Here is a 15,618-nt window from a genome sequence, read left to right as displayed (position 1 = left end):
GTAAAATTTACTTTTGGCTACTCAATTAAAACTTTATGCTTTTACTGTAAAAATCGTATTGATTTAGCTAGCTCTATATGCTTTCGGTGTCATCCCGGTAAATTGTCTAAACTTCTTGCTTAAATGACTGTGACTGTTAAACCCACACTCCAAAGCAATATCCACAATTAATCGATCTGTTTGTTTCAACAACTTCTTCGCCCGTTCAACCCGTTGCTGAATCAAGTATTGGTAGGGAGAAATCCCAATTGATTGTTTGAATAAATGACTGAAGTGAAATTGGCTCATATCCAACAATCGAGCTAAATCTGTAAGTTTGATGTCTCGTTCTAAATGTGCATCAATGTAATTCAAGATTTTTTGTAATTGATGCAGAGGTAAACCACCCTCATAAATTGGTAACTGAGGTTTTGTTGCAGCATGCTGTCTGATTGACACTCCTCAGCCTAAAGGCATGAGGATTCTCGGTTCAATGTCGCCACTTGCTCTACCAGGCTTTCACCAAGCAGAGTAGAGGTTGCAACTCCCCGAGCGTTACTTTCCGGCTGCCCGCCGGTAGCTGTCTTGCTTGGCATTCCCTTGCGACTTACGTCGTCGCGGGGTCCAAGCGCTTTTACAAGAATGTTTATCGCTGCATTCACGTCTCTTTGCAACTCACATCCACAACTACATTTATGGGTACGAGTGCTTAGAGACTTCTTAACTTTTGCACCACAACTAGAACAGTTTTGAGATGTGTAGTGTGGTGCTACAGCAATATATTGACGACCGTATTTATCAGAAAAATATTCTATCCATTCCCTGAACTGATACCATGCTGCATCGTTGATGGATTTAGCTAGGCAGTGATTTTTTACCATGTTCTTAACATTTAAGTCTTCATAGGCGACTAGATCGCTAGATCGCACAAGCGTGAGTGCTAGTCTCTTAGCAAACTCGGTACGCTGCCTACTTACTCTTAAATGTTTTTGAGCATATACTTTTCTTGACTTACGGCGTCGATTAGAACCTTTTTTGTGCTTGTAGATTCGACGTTGGGAACGTTTAATATTTTTCTCAGCCTTTCTTAAAAACCTTGGATTCTCAACGTGATTACCGTTACTGTCAGAGTAGAAATACTCTAATCCAACATCTAGCCCCACTTGATTCCCAGTTGGTTCTAATGGTTGAGAATTGTCTACCTTGACAGCAAACTGACAGTAATACCCATCAGCGCGACGCACCAAACGAACTCGTTTGACTAGCTTTACGTCATAGGTGTGGATATCCCATTTACCCAAAAGCTTTAATTCACCAATACCTTTTTTATCAGTAATGGTTATCCGTCGTTTGGTTGGATGCAGTTTCCAGCCTGTATTTTTGTACTCAACAGAGCGGTTATCTTTTTGAAATCTGGGGAAACCTTTCTTTCCAGCAACTTTCTTTTTGCAGTTACCGTAGAATCTATAAATTGCTGACCACGCTCTTTCAGTGGCTGCTTGACAAGCCATAGAATTCAAATCTTTAACAAACTTAAATTCATCCCGCAGCACCTTAGAGTATGCGCTTAGAACAGCTTTGTTTACGTTCTTTTCTTTAGGTGCATCCATCCAATATCTAATAGCTTTGTTCCGGATAAATTGGGTAGTTCTAATAGCATCCTCTATCGCCTGATATTGAATTTTCTTAGCAACTACTTTGTATTCCAGAACTAACACTTGATTTTCTCCTGCTCCTTGAATAAACTATATTTAGCTTAGGAGGCTATTCTATTTATGTCAACAGGAAAAGGGAAAAAACGTATGAAGAATCAGCCTGTTTTATACGAAGGAATTAAGAAGAAGAGGAATCCGTTGATAACAGATTACGCATGGCATGGAATGCAAGAAAAAGCTATCAAAGCGGGATTAAGTGCTTCTGAGTATTTGGAGCGATTAATTAGAAAAGATTTAGATGCAGAATAAAGTCGTCCGCTTAAGGACGAGGCTTTAGACCCAAAATTTTTGGGAACTGGCGTGGCTTGTATTGTTATAACTATTTTCTTATTGCTGCAGTGGAAGCAACCGGGTGCTCTGTATTGGCTAGTGGGTAGCCTATTTTACCTGATTGGTACAATTGGTGTGACGATCACCTGTAACATCCCGCTGAATGATGCCCTTGCGATCGTTACCCCAAATAGTTCTGAAGGTGCAACGCTATGGGGAAGATTCCTGATAGATTGGACATTTTGGAACCACGTTCGGACAACAGCCGCAATTGTAGCAGCAGCATTGTTGACGCTATCGCTTTGCGAGCGAACCACACAATAGACATCTCCGGAAAAGAATGTAGAGACGTACCAGAGCCTGCGGCGTCGGCGTTAGCCTCTGGTACGTCTCTACAAAGATTTTGGGTTATGCATATTCAATTTGCGGAGAGGTCTAATTATAGAAAAATTACCACCTCATTCAAAAATTTAATATTTATGTTCAGCAAGTGCTAACGCATCAGTATTATTAGTTTCTAAATCTGTATTACGAACAGCAACATCAGAATACACTCGTGCTTTCAGTGGATGGTAGATCATCTCGTACCACGCATGACCTACCCGAGCATCAAATCCTTCTGCTCGATCGCGCATGAATAGGTGTAGACATTTTGCAGATTTCCCTGGTAATAGCTGCCAAGAAAAACAGTTTTCCTTTTGTTCGTGTGGATGTGTCACTGAATCTATATGTACATCAGCCGCAAAACCATAAGCTGGGTAAGGTGGTGCAATAGAACTAACAGCAAACCAGTCCATTCGGGGAAATACTTGTTCAATATCCTCAGTTTTTCCCATATCCATGTGTGCAAAGTAGCGAGCAGCAAAATCAAGATTGACAATTAGTGATGAATCTAAAATTTTGCCTTCAGCAGCTTTTGGTTTTCCCTTCACAAATAATTCTTCTATCAAGTAGTCTGCTCCAGCATATAAACTAATTACGCGATATAACTCACACACTAAATGACGATTTGCACCTGTAACTGGATCTGCACCAATGTAATCAAAGGGTTCTGAGGCTATGGTTATACAGGCTCTGACACTTCCACTCGAGTGAGATATGAGTCTGTAGGAATGATTAAATAAGGAAACGCGGTAGTAAGGTGATTTTGGGTGGGAAGATCCAGGTAACAAAAGTTCTGATATTTGCATGCAACGCTTTTCTGGATCTTGTCCCAACCATTCACCTCTCGCAGCACGAAATGGGTCGAGAATTTCCTCACGGTCGAGCTGCACGCTGCTAGCAGATCCAGAAAACCAATTACGTTCGTTATCTTCAGGAGAAGGTATCAAGTTAAACCAAACTATTAAACGACTATTAACAAGCCTCACTCCCCTTACCTGTCCTGAAGCTCCATAAACCACATCTAAGTATGACTCACCCAGTTGTTTTGGTATTGCTTTACCTTTATCTATTCGAATAAAACCAGAAGCAAGCCGATCTGATTCAGAACCAGGGAATATAGGTTTTGACAAAGAAAAAACTAGGGTATCGCGACTCGGATCGTTAGGATCGATCCTGTCAACTTGGGCGTTGATTGGGTTGTGTGAAAGGTCATGCAGATCGCTTAGTACGATTTCTTCCGATGAAATTTGAAATTTTTTATAAATCGCTTCCCAAGGTAGTATTACATAACCCCCTCGTAAATAGTTAGAGGGATTGAAGACAGTTAATAAATTAATCGCTGACATATTCTTGTATTTGTTAACTTATTTGTTGGACTTATTTCTCGCTTTTGATTTTTGTCGGTACCTGAATTTCACTTGCAGTACGCTCATGCATTGTTTCTTCTAAATGTTCTTTATGATGGCGTTGTTTGCTTAGTGCAGTTCTTGCTTCTTCTGAGATATTAGCGTGATTTGATATTTCTAAATCCTCACCAGCACGTCCGCGCATTGTTTCAACCAAGTGCTCTTCATCTTGGCGTGTTCCAGTCATTGCTTCGCGTGCTTTTTCTTCTATAGTCAAATCAATTTTTACACTCTTGGGTGTATCTAGTTTTAATTTGGGTAATTTCAGCTTCAAAATACCACGTTCTAATTCTGCTTTGACTTCTCTATAATTGACAGAAACAGGTAACGGTACCACACGTCGAAATTTACCGTAGTTAAATTCTGAGCGGAACAAACCTTGTTGAGAAATATATTTTTCTTCTTTTCGTTCTCCTGCAATAGAAACGGCTTCTTCACTCACTTCAACATCTAAGTCTTGAGCATCTAAACCGGGAATTTCAGCCTGTAAGATAATATCTATATCTGTCTGTTTGATTTCAATCGCCGGTTTCCAGGCAGTATTTTCTGTATGCTTAATTTCCATTAGTTCATCAAATAGATGATTCATTTGATGTCGCAAAATATCTAAATCTTTAAGTGGTTGCCAACCAATCCAAGACATTTTCCTTCCTCTAATAATTTTTTTGCAACTGAATCGGGAGCCAAAGCAAAGATGAAGAATAATTGTTTCCTAGCATCGGCTCTATTTTTAGATTAAGGAAAAAATTTGGGGAAGTTGTGAGGATATATCGTAATTTATAAGATTTAAGAGTAATGGGAGAAATAAATTACCAATTATCTATTTTTCTCCGCATTGCTAAGCCTGAATGACAAAATAGTTAACAATTTGCGAGTATATATATTAATATAAATTAACAGCTTTTATCCTTTACTTAGATTCCTGAAAACAGGGAACATCTCACATTTTGAAAAACATGTTTTCTTCTTGCGTATGAATAAAGTCACCCTTCTGCTAACAGCTTCGCTACACTGCATAAGTAAGTAGGGAAGAAAAAAAAAGTAAACTATGTAAATAAATATAAAATATCTGTATTTTGCTCGTAGTAGCGCTTTAGCGCTAAAGCGCTATTACAAACAAGTTATGATTTTTCTTACTAACATACTTATGCCCTTTGCATACGCTGAGAACGCGCTAAACCTTTGAGGTAGACTTCGTTAACGCGAAGGCTAAGCAATGACAACCTAAATTTTGGTAAATTTAAAAAATTGAGATACTCCTCCGAGAATATCTTGCAAATCCTGATTTATAAAGTTAGGTGAAGTTTTATAATTTCCTGGATTTCCTCATATTTTCCTCAAATTTATAATATATCTTTAACCCACTTACAGCCTAAAACTTACAAATTAGAATCTATTTCAGATGGGGAAAGTGAAATGCTATCTACAAGACAATCTGAATTCATTAGCTTTTTAGAGAAACATTTTGGTATTTCTATTGCTGCGATCGATTTAGCTTTACGAGATATTAAGGATTGTCCTAGCTTATTACCAATGACACTTTGGCAATATGGCTTAGTAAATATCTCACAGTTGGATGAAATTTTCGACTGGCTTGAAAGTTAAAAGTGCTGAAAGTAGTGAATTAATCATTAATAAAACTTCATAACTTAGCAAAAATTAAATCGATAATCAATAGTATTTACTTGTTTAATAAATTTTATCCTTCCAAATATCTATGAGTAATTAGAATTTGGGAGGATAATGTATTGAAAAATTATCTCTCAAAATAGAATATGACATTGCCTGAAAAATTTTCTGAAAATAGAATAGTCATAAATTAAAGTCACAAATAGATAAATTTAAAAACTAAATTAATTACATACAGTATTTTCCCTATTAAAATTATAGAAAATATGGAAAAGTCTAGATATGTACAACTTTATACAACTATTTATAAGCAGTTTTTTATGAATAGTTTTGGTTCCCTAAGAAAAAATCAAAGACATCATTCTTTAGTCTTTAGTACAGCAATTAGATCCAAATCCTTCAACTGACGGCGAACTATAAACCCAGAAAGAATTGCAGTTATCACAATTACAATTAATGCAAACCCATAACTAGTATTAGTGACAACCAAAGGAAGGCGGTAAAGTTCTGACTGGTAAGCACTGGACATCAAAGCACATAACCCAAAACCCATCATAAAACCTAAGGGAATTGCTATTAAGGTAATGATTGCTTGTTCTCCTAGCAAAATAAAAGCAATTTCAGCTTGGGTAAACCCAATAATTCGCAGCGTTGCAAGCTCGCGACTGCGTTCGGAAAGTGCAATACGGGCGGCATTGTAAACTACTCCAAAGGCTATAATGCTAGCAAATATAACCAAGACAGTGGTAAAAATACTTAAACTTCCTGCAATCGTTTCTTCAAATCTTTCAATTGCAGTTTTACGGATCGAGACACCAGCGACTGCAGGAGTTCGTTTGAGTAAACCATAAAGGCGATTAAGAATATTGTCATCAACCATCAAATAAGCACCTGAAATTGTTCCGCCTTCCCGCATTAATTGGTTGAGGGCTCCGATATCCATATATGCAGACATCCCTAGTAATTCATCAACTTTTCCCACAACTTGGACAGTGCGAATAGGTCTAGCGCCTTCCAATACTTCCACCGTTAATGATTCACCTAAATCTACCCCTAGAGTATTTGCTAGCTGTGTTGTTAATACAACTCCATTACCAGGCAAGTTCACGGAATTTAAATCGCGGTTAATTAAACGTCTTAATTCAGCTTGAGGATTAATTCCTGTTAAAGCACTGCGATAGCTACGATGTTCAAAGCGCAGTCTCACCGCTACAGTACGAAAAGGTTCGGCATATATAACCCCAGGTAAATGTTCGACCTCATATCTTGCTCGTGCGGGACGTGGTTCGTTGAAAACAATAGTTACATCCTCGCGCTGGACATTACGGAACTGTACGTCAATAATATGTACCATCACATCAGAGAAATAACGTCCGACAACTAGTATGGCGACAGCCAAAGCAATTCCTAACGCAGAAAATAAAGCCTGGAATGGTTTGCGTTCAATGTTACGTAGAATTATTCTGACGGCGGGAGAAACTAATTGTTGCAACCCTAGACGTTCTAAAAGAGTTGCTCGAAACTGTGCTGGTGGTTCGGGACGCATTGCTTCTGCTGGTGGTAAGGAAACTGCTTGTTTTACGGCAACAAAAGCTCCAAACACACCCGAACCACCGCTAATAAAAATTGACCCTAAAATCAAACCTAAGCTTGCTTCGTAGCGCAGCAAGGGAAAATTAAAAAACCTAGTGTAATTTTGGGTGACAGCTATACCAAACCACAGACCCAAAGCCGTACCGAGAAAAGCACCAAAAAAGACAATGATTAGGACAAACTTCAGATAGTGTAAACCAATACTGATATTGTTGTAACCAAAAGCTTTGAGTACTGCAATTTGGTCACGCTGGGTACTAACTAAACGTGAAAGCAACATGTGCAACAAAAATGCTGCGATACCAAGGAAAATTGTCGGGACAAAGATTGCACTTCCTTGGAGTTGTTCGATTTCTTCGGAGAGAAAGCGGTTGGAAATTTGGTCTTCTCGATCATAAGCACCTAATCCACCATACTTCTCCAAAAGTCTATCTAATCGAAAGATTACCTCTTTTTCGTTTGTCCTTGGCATTAATGTTAACGCTACATCATTAAATGCCCCATCCATATTAAAAGCAGTACCTAAAGCCTTACGACCCATCCACAGAACACCAAATAGTTTATCGTCAGGAAGCAAATCTCCAGCACCGCGAATTGCATAAACATACTCTGGTGAAAGTGCGATACCAACAATTTGTAACTTTTGCCAGCGTCCATTAATTACTGCTTCAACATTATCGCCCAATTTTAGATTATTAGCTTTAGCAAAAGCTTCACTAATTAAAACCTCATCACTCTTACCCGGTTCGATATAACGTCCTTGACGAATGTATAGATCGTTGAGGATTGGTGTTTGCCGTTCTGGGATTGAAACCAGTCTACCTGTCGCTGGTTCTGAAAGCTTGGGAACATCAAGAGTTACATCAACTACGACCCTTGTATTTACCTGCATTACCCCTGGAATATCTCCAATCTTTCTGGCTAAGCTTTCTGGTGCTCGCTTTAACTGTACAAATACCTGCGCAAAACGATAGTTATCATAGTAAGTTGTCTGGGAAAGTTGCAGAGATTCATAAGCACTCAACATACTGACAAAACTGGCAATTCCGCAAGCAACAACTAAGGCGATTGCAATAATTTGACCGCGCCAGTGGAGAATATCTCGTAGTAGTTTTTTATCCAGGGCTTTCATTAAATTACGAAAATAGTCCCTAAAGTTTTAATCTTTTCCGTTCCAGGTTTCCTGTTCCCCAAGCCATCATCTTTAAAAATCACCATTCCAGTTCTTCAGGTTTTACCTTTGCTTGATTGCAATGAATACTGGTAATCTCACCACTACGCATAGTTATAACCCGATCTGCCATTGCTGCAATTCCAGCATTATGGGTAATTACTGCTGTCGTGGTTCCAAGTTCTCGGTTCACCCGTTCTAATGCATCCAACACTAGTTTACCTGTTTGGAAATCAAGGGCTCCAGTAGGTTCGTCACATAGTAAAACCTCTGGACGTTTAGCGATCGCGCGGGCGATCGCTACCCTTTGTTGTTCTCCTCCGGACATCTGGGATGGAAAATGATTTAGACGTTCCTCCAAACCTACAAGTTCTAGTGCTTCTTCCGGAAGCATGGGATTTGAGGCAATTTCGGTAACAAGAGCAACATTTTCCCGTGCGGTAAGACTGGGAATCAGATTGTAAAACTGAAAAATAAAACCCACGCATTCGCGCCGAAAGCGAGTTAGCACCGCATCATTAGCATCTGTGAGGTCACGTTGGTGAAAGAAAACGTAACCACTAGAAGGTATATCTAGTCCCCCAATAATGTTAAGTAAAGTTGACTTACCACTTCCGGAAGGTCCTAGTAGGACTACTAATTCCCCTTCATAAAGATCGAGGTTAACTGAGTGGAGCGCCTGCACTTCCACTTCACCCATGCGATAAACCTTAGTGATTTCTTGGATATGAAAAATTACTTTTGGTGGCGAATTTGCAATAACATTTTGCATTTACTGAAATTTCTGTGAAGTCAAAATCCAAAATCTTCCTTTAGATCTTAATATAGGAAAATTACGTGGATTTGTTGAACTAAGAATCTCCGTCCTTATAGGACGGCAGAGTGTCAAAAAATACTATTTTTGAGATACGCCCTGTCGTTCTGGTAGTAATTTTTTCTGAGCTAGATATTCATGAAGTTCTTTTGGCTTAACTTGACACAAATCTTTAGCTAACTCAAATAATCTAAGATTTTTAGGTAATATGGGTACGACAATGTCTCGCATCAATCCTAAAATTCGGTGTTCGGCAATCAAAAGTAAATGCCCAGTTTTATAAACCCGAATTAAACTAAAAATTTGGTTAGAAATATTTTGAGCAAAGCGCCGTTCAAATTCAACCATATGATTTTCACGATGGTCATCATAGCTATGGGCTCGAGCCCCTGCACCACGATTCCGTCCGGTTTTAGTATTTGCCCAAAGTTCTTGACCCGGTAGTTTTTTCGTTGGATTATGTAAAGTTTCCCGTTCGATCAAATTTGGTCCAAAATCATTATCAACTAATTCTTCTAGTTCCAAAGTCAAAAATCTTGCCTTTGTACTATCAATTACTGCAACGAGAAATCTTGTGCTTTCGAGCGATGTATTAACGTTCATTTTTCGTATAGCTTCTATGAAACGATACCGCTTGATTCTGAATTTATGAGAGTTTACATTGATGGGAATTTACGCTTTCATTCATCAGCAAGATTGAGGTTTGTGACTAAAAATAGACTCTAAAATATATTTACTTTGCACAAGCCTTTTTAGAAATCTGCTTTTAAAGGCGTAAGTCCCGTTTATTTTAAGATTAGAAAATAAATATGAGGAAATCGTGAGGAAAATGTTGTCAACAAAAGTTTAAAGAGAGATACAGCACTTTGTAAGTAGATGAGGTGCATTCCCCCTGCTCCCTACTCCCTTGCATTATAAAGATATTAGGTGTACCTCACTTAGATGAAATCGGCTGTAAATTTATTTCTTAGCTGTATATAAAAAAAGCTGTAATTAAACTCAACCCCAATGCACCCAACAAAATAGTTGCACACCATCGAGCTAAAAACACTCCACCAATAAATGAAGCTAGCAAAGCTTTGACAACTGTATTCACCGTTGCAGCTATTAGAATTCCCGTCGCTCCAATTGGAAGAGGTAAGTTTCCTCGAGTAGCTTGTGCCAAAGATAAACTCACTGCATCTACATCTGCTATTCCCGAAATTGCTGAGAGCGCATAGATACCCGTATTTCCAAACCAGCTTTGAGCTACACGAACAAGGACAAATAAAATGCTCAGAACCACAGCAAAACCGAAAGCTGCTCCCAATTCGACTGGATTATTTAGCTTTAACTGTGCTGATGATGGGTTTTGCTCAACTCGAGTTGCAATCACAACTGACGCTATAAGGGGAACTATTGCTAATAAAGCTACTGGAGCCGTAAGCCAAGGGAGTAAAGCAGGATTGACAACTCCAACTTCAATTAGTAAACGAACAGCCATAGTAGCAGCAGCAAGAGAAATACCCGCACCCAGTAAAGCAAAATTTCCTTTTTCCTTGCGCGCCATTCTTCCGTAGGCGACCGTAACTGCTGTGGATGAGACTAATCCACCAACGATCGCAGTCGCAAGCAAACCAATGCGACTCCCAAAGATTCGCATTGTAAAGTAGCCAATATAAGAAATACCTGCAATTAACAGTACCAACCAACCAATCGTCCGAGGATTCAATGCTTCCCAAGGACCAATATTACTATTGGGAAGTAGAGGAAGTGCAACTGCTGCAACTATCAATAGTTGTAATGTGGCAATTAGTTCTCGTCGATCTAGTTTTCTCAGAATTCGGTGTAATTCCCGTTTATATCCTAGCAATGCCGCCAAAATAACAGAACCTGCAACGGCTTCACTCTCAAAACCACTTACAGCTAATGCACCTAAAACAAACGTAATTAATAAAGATAATTCAGTTGTGATCCCAAAATCCTGGGTATCTTTGACAGTCATCACGTAAGACACAGCAACCATTAGCGCTAGACCAAAAAATGTCACCGCTAGGAAACCTGCACCAAACTTTTCTCCTAAAAGGGCTGATATACCGCCAAATAACCCTATGGATGCAAAGCTCCTCACCCCTGCAACCCGCCAACCTGTGGGACTTTTTCGGCTTTTCCAACCGCGTTCCATACCGATAATAAGACCCACAGCAAGGGCGAGCGCTAGCCTAAATGCAGTTATAGTATTCATTTTTTACGACCAATTAAGCGGTTAATTAATAGTTAATTAACCCTCAGTCATGATTAAAAAACTGGGATTAAAAAACTGGGATTGCAGTTATAGCCAGTATTAGCAAAACTAACAGAATCAACACGCTTATTTTGAGAGTTATATGTTTAATTACATCGGATACTGAAATATCAAACATAGTTCCACCTCCAGAGCAGCCTTTTTCCTAAAATTTGAGGCTTCTCAAAACTAATTGCTGCTTATATATTTATTGTCTAATACAAATATCTGAGGTAAAGCTGAATTAACATTTCTTTGCTGTTTTTATGTAACAGAATAGCAATAAAATCGAGATAACTGTGTCACATTAATTAACTAAATAGTAGAGCCTCTCCTCTAACTCTGCATGCATTAGAGATTGACTCATCATCAACCTTCTCATTTACAGTAACTCTTGGTTACTTTTGCTTCCAAAGCAAATGTTTTTTTAATACTTATTGATTGACACAACACTGGAAAAATAATCATACCCCAGGGTCATTGCAATGGGTTTGGAATTAATGGGTATGGAATTAATTGGTGTGGAACTTCAATCTAGCAGAACCAGGTAAAACAAATGAAAAAAACCTTTGCAACAATTGATGGGAATGAGGCTGTTTCCCGTGTTGCTTATCGTTTAAACGAAGTAGTTGCAATTTATCCGATCACCCCCTCTTCACCGATGGGAGAATGGGCTGATACTTGGTCAGCTGGGGGTCGTCCTAACTTGTGGGATACAATTCCCAGTGTTGTAGAAATGCAAAGTGAAGGTGGTGCAGCAGCAGCAGTACATGGTTCGCTACAAACGGGATCCCTAACAACAACCTTTACCTCCTCTCAAGGTTTGTTATTAATGCTTCCCAACCTGTACAAAATTGCTGGCGAATTAACAAGCGCTGTAATTCACGTCGCTGCTCGTTCTTTGGCTACCCATGCTTTATCAATCTTTGGGGACCAAAGTGATGTGATGGCGACCCGGGGGAGTGGTTTTGCATTACTTTGTTCAACATCGGTACAAGAAGCACATGATTTTGCATTAATTGCTCAAGCTGCAACTTTAAGAGCACGAGTACCTTTTATTCATTTTTTTGATGGTTTTCGCACTTCCCATGAAATTCAAAAGGTCGAGCTACTAACAGATGACGATTTGCGGGCGTTAATTGATGAAGAATTGATTTTAGCTCACCGCGATCGCGCCTTAACTCCAGATCGTCCGGTGTTACGGGGAACTGCACAAAACCCTGATGTTTATTTCCAAGCTCGGGAACGCATTAATCCTTTCTATAATGCTTGTCCGGGAATTGTACAACAGGTAATGGATGAATTTGGAGAACGGACGGGAAGGCATTATAAAATTTTTGAGTATCACGGTGCAGAGGATGCACAACGGGTCATTGTACTAATGGGTTCGGGGTGTGAAACCGTACATGAAACTATAGATTATCTTAATGCTCGAGGAGAAAAGGTTGGCGTAGTTAAAGTTAGACTGTTCCGTCCTTTTGATATTGAAAAATTTGTCGAAGTCTTACCCGATAGCGTCAAAGCAATCGCTGTTCTCGATCGCACTAAAGAACCCGGTAGTGCTGGCGAACCACTATATTTAGACGTCATCACCGCCTTTGTCGAAAGATTATCTGCAACACCATTACCAAAAATAGTTGGTGGTCGTTACGGTCTTTCCTCCAAAGAATTTACCCCGGCGATGGTATTGGCGGTTTTGGAAAATTTAGCCCAAGAACAACCAAAAAATCATTTTACAGTCGGGATTAATGATGATTTGAGTCACAGTTCTCTGGAATTTGACCCCAGTTTCTCTACGGAAGCAGACAACGTTGTCCGAGGAATGTTCTATGGCTTGGGTTCTGATGGTACAGTTGGAGCAAATAAAAATACTATTAAAATTATTGGTGAAGGAACTGATAATAACGCCCAAGGTTACTTTGTTTATGATTCAAAGAAATCTGGGTCGATGACTGTTTCCCATTTGCGTTTTGGTCCCCAAGCTATTCGTTCTACCTATTTAATTGACAAAGCTAACTTCATTGCTTGTCACCAGTGGGTATTCCTAGAAAAAGTTGATATTCTCAAATCCGCTGTTCTTGGGGGAATATTTTTGCTTAATAGTCCCTATAATTCCGAGACTGTATGGGAGTATTTACCTGCTTCAGTTCAAGCCGAAATAATTAACAAGCAGCTGAAATTTTATATCATCGATGCCAATAAAGTTGCCCGAGAAAGTGGTATGGGCAAAAGAATTAATACAATAATGCAAGTATGCTTCTTTGCATTAGCCGATGTGTTACCCCAATCAGAAGCGATCGCTAAAATTAAACAAGCGATTGAAAAGACTTATGGTAAGAAAGGGGTAGATATTGTCAATAAGAATTTAAAAGCAGTAGATAATGCGGTCGCAAACTTACAAAAAGTAGATGTCCCTGCAACTGTTAGTAGTAATCTAGAACTAGAAGCAGCAGTTTCTGCAAATGCGCCGGAATTTGTCCGGGATGTCCTTGGTAAGATGATGGTTTGGGAAGGTGACGAACTACCTGTAAGTGCTTTACCAATAGATGGTACCTTTCCAACAGGAACGGCAAAATGGGAAAAACGTAATGTCGCCCAAGAGATTCCAGTTTGGGAACCAGATGCATGTGTTCAATGTAATAAGTGTGTGATGGTTTGTCCCCATGGAGCTATTCGCAGCAAGATTTATGGCGAATCTGAATTAGTAAATGCACCAATTAGTTTCAAATCTATTGATGCTAAAGATAAGGACTTTGCAAACCAAAAACTTACTATTCAGGTAGCGCCAGAAGACTGTACTGGTTGTGGTATCTGCGTTGATATTTGTCCCGCAAAAAATAAATCCCAACCCGAACGCAAAGCAATTAATATGGAACCCCAATTACCTTTGCGATCGCAAGAACGAGAAAATTGGGACTTTTTCCTAAATTTACCACTTCCAGATCGCAGACATTTAAAACTCAAACAAATTCGTCAACAACAACTGCAAGAACCCTTATTTGAATTTTCTGGTGCTTGTGCTGGTTGTGGGGAGACACCTTACCTAAAATTATTAACTCAACTATTTGGTGATCGCGCTTTAATTGCAAATGCAACGGGTTGTTCGTCCATATATGGGGGTAATTTACCGACGACTCCCTGGACAACTAACGCTGAAGGTCGGGGTCCAGCTTGGTCTAATAGTTTGTTTGAAGATAACGCCGAATTTGGTTTTGGCTTTCGTTTATCTGTAGACAAGCAAACAGAATATGCAGCCCAATTGTTAGAAAAATTAGGAAATCAGAAATGGGAAACAGGAAATGGGAAGGATAAACAAACTTTAATTCCTCAAGACCTAGTTAATTCCATTCTGAACGCAGAACAAAATAGTGAAGCTGATATTTGGGAACAAAGGGAACGGGTTGCACAACTTAAAAAAGAATTAGACAACTTGTTGACCTCTATGAAAACGTGCCATCCTGTAGAGACTTACCAGAGGCTTAACGCCGACACCGCAGGCTCTGGTACATCTCTACAAAAATCCAAAATTCAAAACCTCAAATCCCTAGCTGATTATCTGGTCAAGAAAAGTGTTTGGATTGTAGGAGGTGATGGCTGGGCTTATGATATTGATTTTGATGGTATAGACCATATACTTGCAAGCGGTCGCAATGTCAATATCTTGGTTATGGATACGGAAGTCTATTCCAATACTGGTGGTCAATCATCCAAAGCAACACCAATCGGTGCAGTGGCTAAGTTTGCTGCAAGTGGTAAACCTGCAGGGAAAAAAGACTTGGGCTTAATTGCAATGACCTATGATAATGTTTATGTCGCTAGCGTTGCATTGGGTGCGCGGGACGAACACACACTTAAAGCATTTATTGAAGCTGAAGCCCATAATGGTCCATCTCTAATTATTGCCTACAGTCATTGCATCGCCCATGGTATTAATATGACAACCGCCATGACCCATCAAAAAGCCTTGGTAGATTCGGGACGTTGGTTGCTATATCGTTACAATCCTAATTTAGTTCAACAAGGAAAAAATCCCTTGCAACTGGATATGAAGCAACCAAAGCAATCAATCGAACAATCAGTCTATCAAGAAAACCGCTTCAAGATGCTGACTAAAAGCAAACCCGAACTCGCTAAAAATCTCTTGCAAGCAGCACAAGCTCAAGTTAATGCAAGATGGAAACTTTATCAATATTTAGCAGAACGGAAAATCACAAACAGCGAGGATTGATATCACATACAATTAGTTACCAAAAATGTAGAGATCTAGCAATGCTAGGTCTCTATATATTAATTTTTATATGTATACTAATTTTTATAAATTATTTAGTATTGCCATACATTTACTATCATTTTAAATTTACTATTAACCTTTTCAATATAGGACTTACGCACTC

12 protein-coding genes are annotated in these 15,618 nt (G+C 39.2%); 4 read left to right on the top strand and 8 right to left on the bottom strand.

The window, feature by feature from the left end; translation table 11 throughout:
- Positions 1-63: 63 nt before the first annotated feature.
- Both BC008_RS35115 and BC008_RS35110 read right to left on the bottom strand, forming a co-directional pair.
- A complete protein-coding gene (locus BC008_RS35115) occupies positions 64-438 on the bottom strand; it encodes a helix-turn-helix domain-containing protein (protein WP_235595989.1) in 375 nt (124 codons plus the stop codon).
- An 8-nt stretch (positions 439-446) separates the two neighbouring features.
- Positions 447-1,697: an RNA-guided endonuclease InsQ/TnpB family protein gene (locus BC008_RS35110; RefSeq protein ID WP_058184328.1), complete on the bottom strand. Its 1,251-nt coding sequence runs from the start codon at positions 1,695-1,697 to the stop codon at positions 447-449.
- Between the two features lie 57 nt (positions 1,698-1,754).
- On the opposite strand from BC008_RS35110, the gene BC008_RS35105 reads away from it, so the two are divergent.
- Both BC008_RS35105 and BC008_RS35100 read left to right on the top strand, forming a co-directional pair.
- Positions 1,755-1,943, top strand: coding sequence for a hypothetical protein (locus tag BC008_RS35105; RefSeq protein WP_027842798.1), 189 nt, complete (start codon positions 1,755-1,757; stop codon positions 1,941-1,943).
- Positions 1,944-1,994: 51 nt separating this feature from the next.
- Positions 1,995-2,288 (top strand): anthrone oxygenase family protein, encoded by a 294-nt coding sequence (locus BC008_RS35100; RefSeq protein ID WP_058184326.1) that lies wholly within the window; start codon positions 1,995-1,997, stop codon positions 2,286-2,288.
- A gap of 146 nt (positions 2,289-2,434) precedes the next feature.
- On the opposite strand, the gene BC008_RS35095 is transcribed toward BC008_RS35100, so the two are convergent.
- Positions 2,435-3,694 carry a hypothetical protein gene (locus BC008_RS35095; protein WP_058184324.1) on the bottom strand — a complete coding sequence of 420 codons (1,260 nt, stop codon included), beginning with the start codon at positions 3,692-3,694 and terminating at the stop codon, positions 2,435-2,437.
- A gap of 31 nt (positions 3,695-3,725) precedes the next feature.
- Positions 3,726-4,397 carry an Hsp20/alpha crystallin family protein gene (locus BC008_RS35090; protein ID WP_027842797.1) on the bottom strand — a complete coding sequence of 224 codons (672 nt, stop codon included), beginning with the start codon at positions 4,395-4,397 and terminating at the stop codon, positions 3,726-3,728.
- A gap of 773 nt (positions 4,398-5,170) precedes the next feature.
- Between BC008_RS35090 and BC008_RS35085 the strand changes: the two genes are divergently transcribed.
- On the top strand, positions 5,171-5,359 hold the full coding sequence (locus BC008_RS35085; RefSeq protein ID WP_058184322.1) for a DUF2949 domain-containing protein: 189 nt from the start codon (positions 5,171-5,173) through the stop codon (positions 5,357-5,359).
- A gap of 382 nt (positions 5,360-5,741) precedes the next feature.
- Here BC008_RS35085 and BC008_RS35080 read toward each other — a convergent pair whose 3' ends face one another.
- From BC008_RS35080 to BC008_RS35065, 4 genes are all read right to left on the bottom strand, one after another.
- Positions 5,742-8,108, bottom strand: a complete 2,367-nt coding sequence (locus BC008_RS35080) for an ABC transporter permease (protein ID WP_027842796.1) — start codon at positions 8,106-8,108, stop codon at positions 5,742-5,744.
- 79 nt (positions 8,109-8,187) lie between these two features.
- On the bottom strand, positions 8,188-8,919 hold the full coding sequence (locus BC008_RS35075; protein ID WP_027842795.1) for an ABC transporter ATP-binding protein: 732 nt from the start codon (positions 8,917-8,919) through the stop codon (positions 8,188-8,190).
- 123 nt (positions 8,920-9,042) lie between these two features.
- Positions 9,043-9,564 carry a host attachment protein gene (locus tag BC008_RS35070; protein ID WP_027842794.1) on the bottom strand — a complete coding sequence of 174 codons (522 nt, stop codon included), beginning with the start codon at positions 9,562-9,564 and terminating at the stop codon, positions 9,043-9,045.
- 364 nt (positions 9,565-9,928) lie between these two features.
- Positions 9,929-11,185 (bottom strand): MgtC/SapB family protein, encoded by a 1,257-nt coding sequence (locus BC008_RS35065; RefSeq protein ID WP_027842793.1) that lies wholly within the window; start codon positions 11,183-11,185, stop codon positions 9,929-9,931.
- A 595-nt stretch (positions 11,186-11,780) separates the two neighbouring features.
- Between BC008_RS35065 and nifJ the strand changes: the two genes are divergently transcribed.
- Positions 11,781-15,452, top strand: a complete 3,672-nt coding sequence (gene nifJ / locus BC008_RS35060) for a pyruvate:ferredoxin (flavodoxin) oxidoreductase (protein ID WP_027842792.1) — start codon at positions 11,781-11,783, stop codon at positions 15,450-15,452.
- The last annotated feature ends 166 nt before the right edge of the window (positions 15,453-15,618 follow it).

The organism is Mastigocoleus testarum BC008, assembly GCF_001456025.1.
Taxonomy (GTDB): Bacteria; Cyanobacteriota; Cyanobacteriia; order Cyanobacteriales; family Nostocaceae; genus Mastigocoleus; species Mastigocoleus testarum.
Note: the sequence above shows the minus strand (reverse complement) of the source record. Positions and strands in the feature narration are given on the sequence as shown.

Excerpts from the sequence above, each read along its gene's own strand:
- BC008_RS35105 (WP_027842798.1), top strand. The coding sequence starts at position 1,755 with ATGTCAACAGGAAAAGGGAAAAAACGTATGAAGAATCAGCCTGTTTTA.
- BC008_RS35095 (WP_058184324.1), bottom strand. The coding sequence starts at position 3,694 with ATGTCAGCGATTAATTTATTAACTGTCTTCAATCCCTCTAACTATTTA.
- BC008_RS35090 (WP_027842797.1), bottom strand. The coding sequence starts at position 4,397 with ATGTCTTGGATTGGTTGGCAACCACTTAAAGATTTAGATATTTTGCGA.
- BC008_RS35085 (WP_058184322.1), top strand. The coding sequence starts at position 5,171 with ATGCTATCTACAAGACAATCTGAATTCATTAGCTTTTTAGAGAAACAT.
- BC008_RS35080 (WP_027842796.1), bottom strand. The coding sequence starts at position 8,108 with ATGAAAGCCCTGGATAAAAAACTACTACGAGATATTCTCCACTGGCGC.
- BC008_RS35075 (WP_027842795.1), bottom strand. The coding sequence starts at position 8,919 with ATGCAAAATGTTATTGCAAATTCGCCACCAAAAGTAATTTTTCATATC.
- BC008_RS35070 (WP_027842794.1), bottom strand. The coding sequence starts at position 9,564 with ATGAACGTTAATACATCGCTCGAAAGCACAAGATTTCTCGTTGCAGTA.
- BC008_RS35065 (WP_027842793.1), bottom strand. The coding sequence starts at position 11,185 with ATGAATACTATAACTGCATTTAGGCTAGCGCTCGCCCTTGCTGTGGGT.
- nifJ (WP_027842792.1), top strand. The coding sequence starts at position 11,781 with ATGAAAAAAACCTTTGCAACAATTGATGGGAATGAGGCTGTTTCCCGT.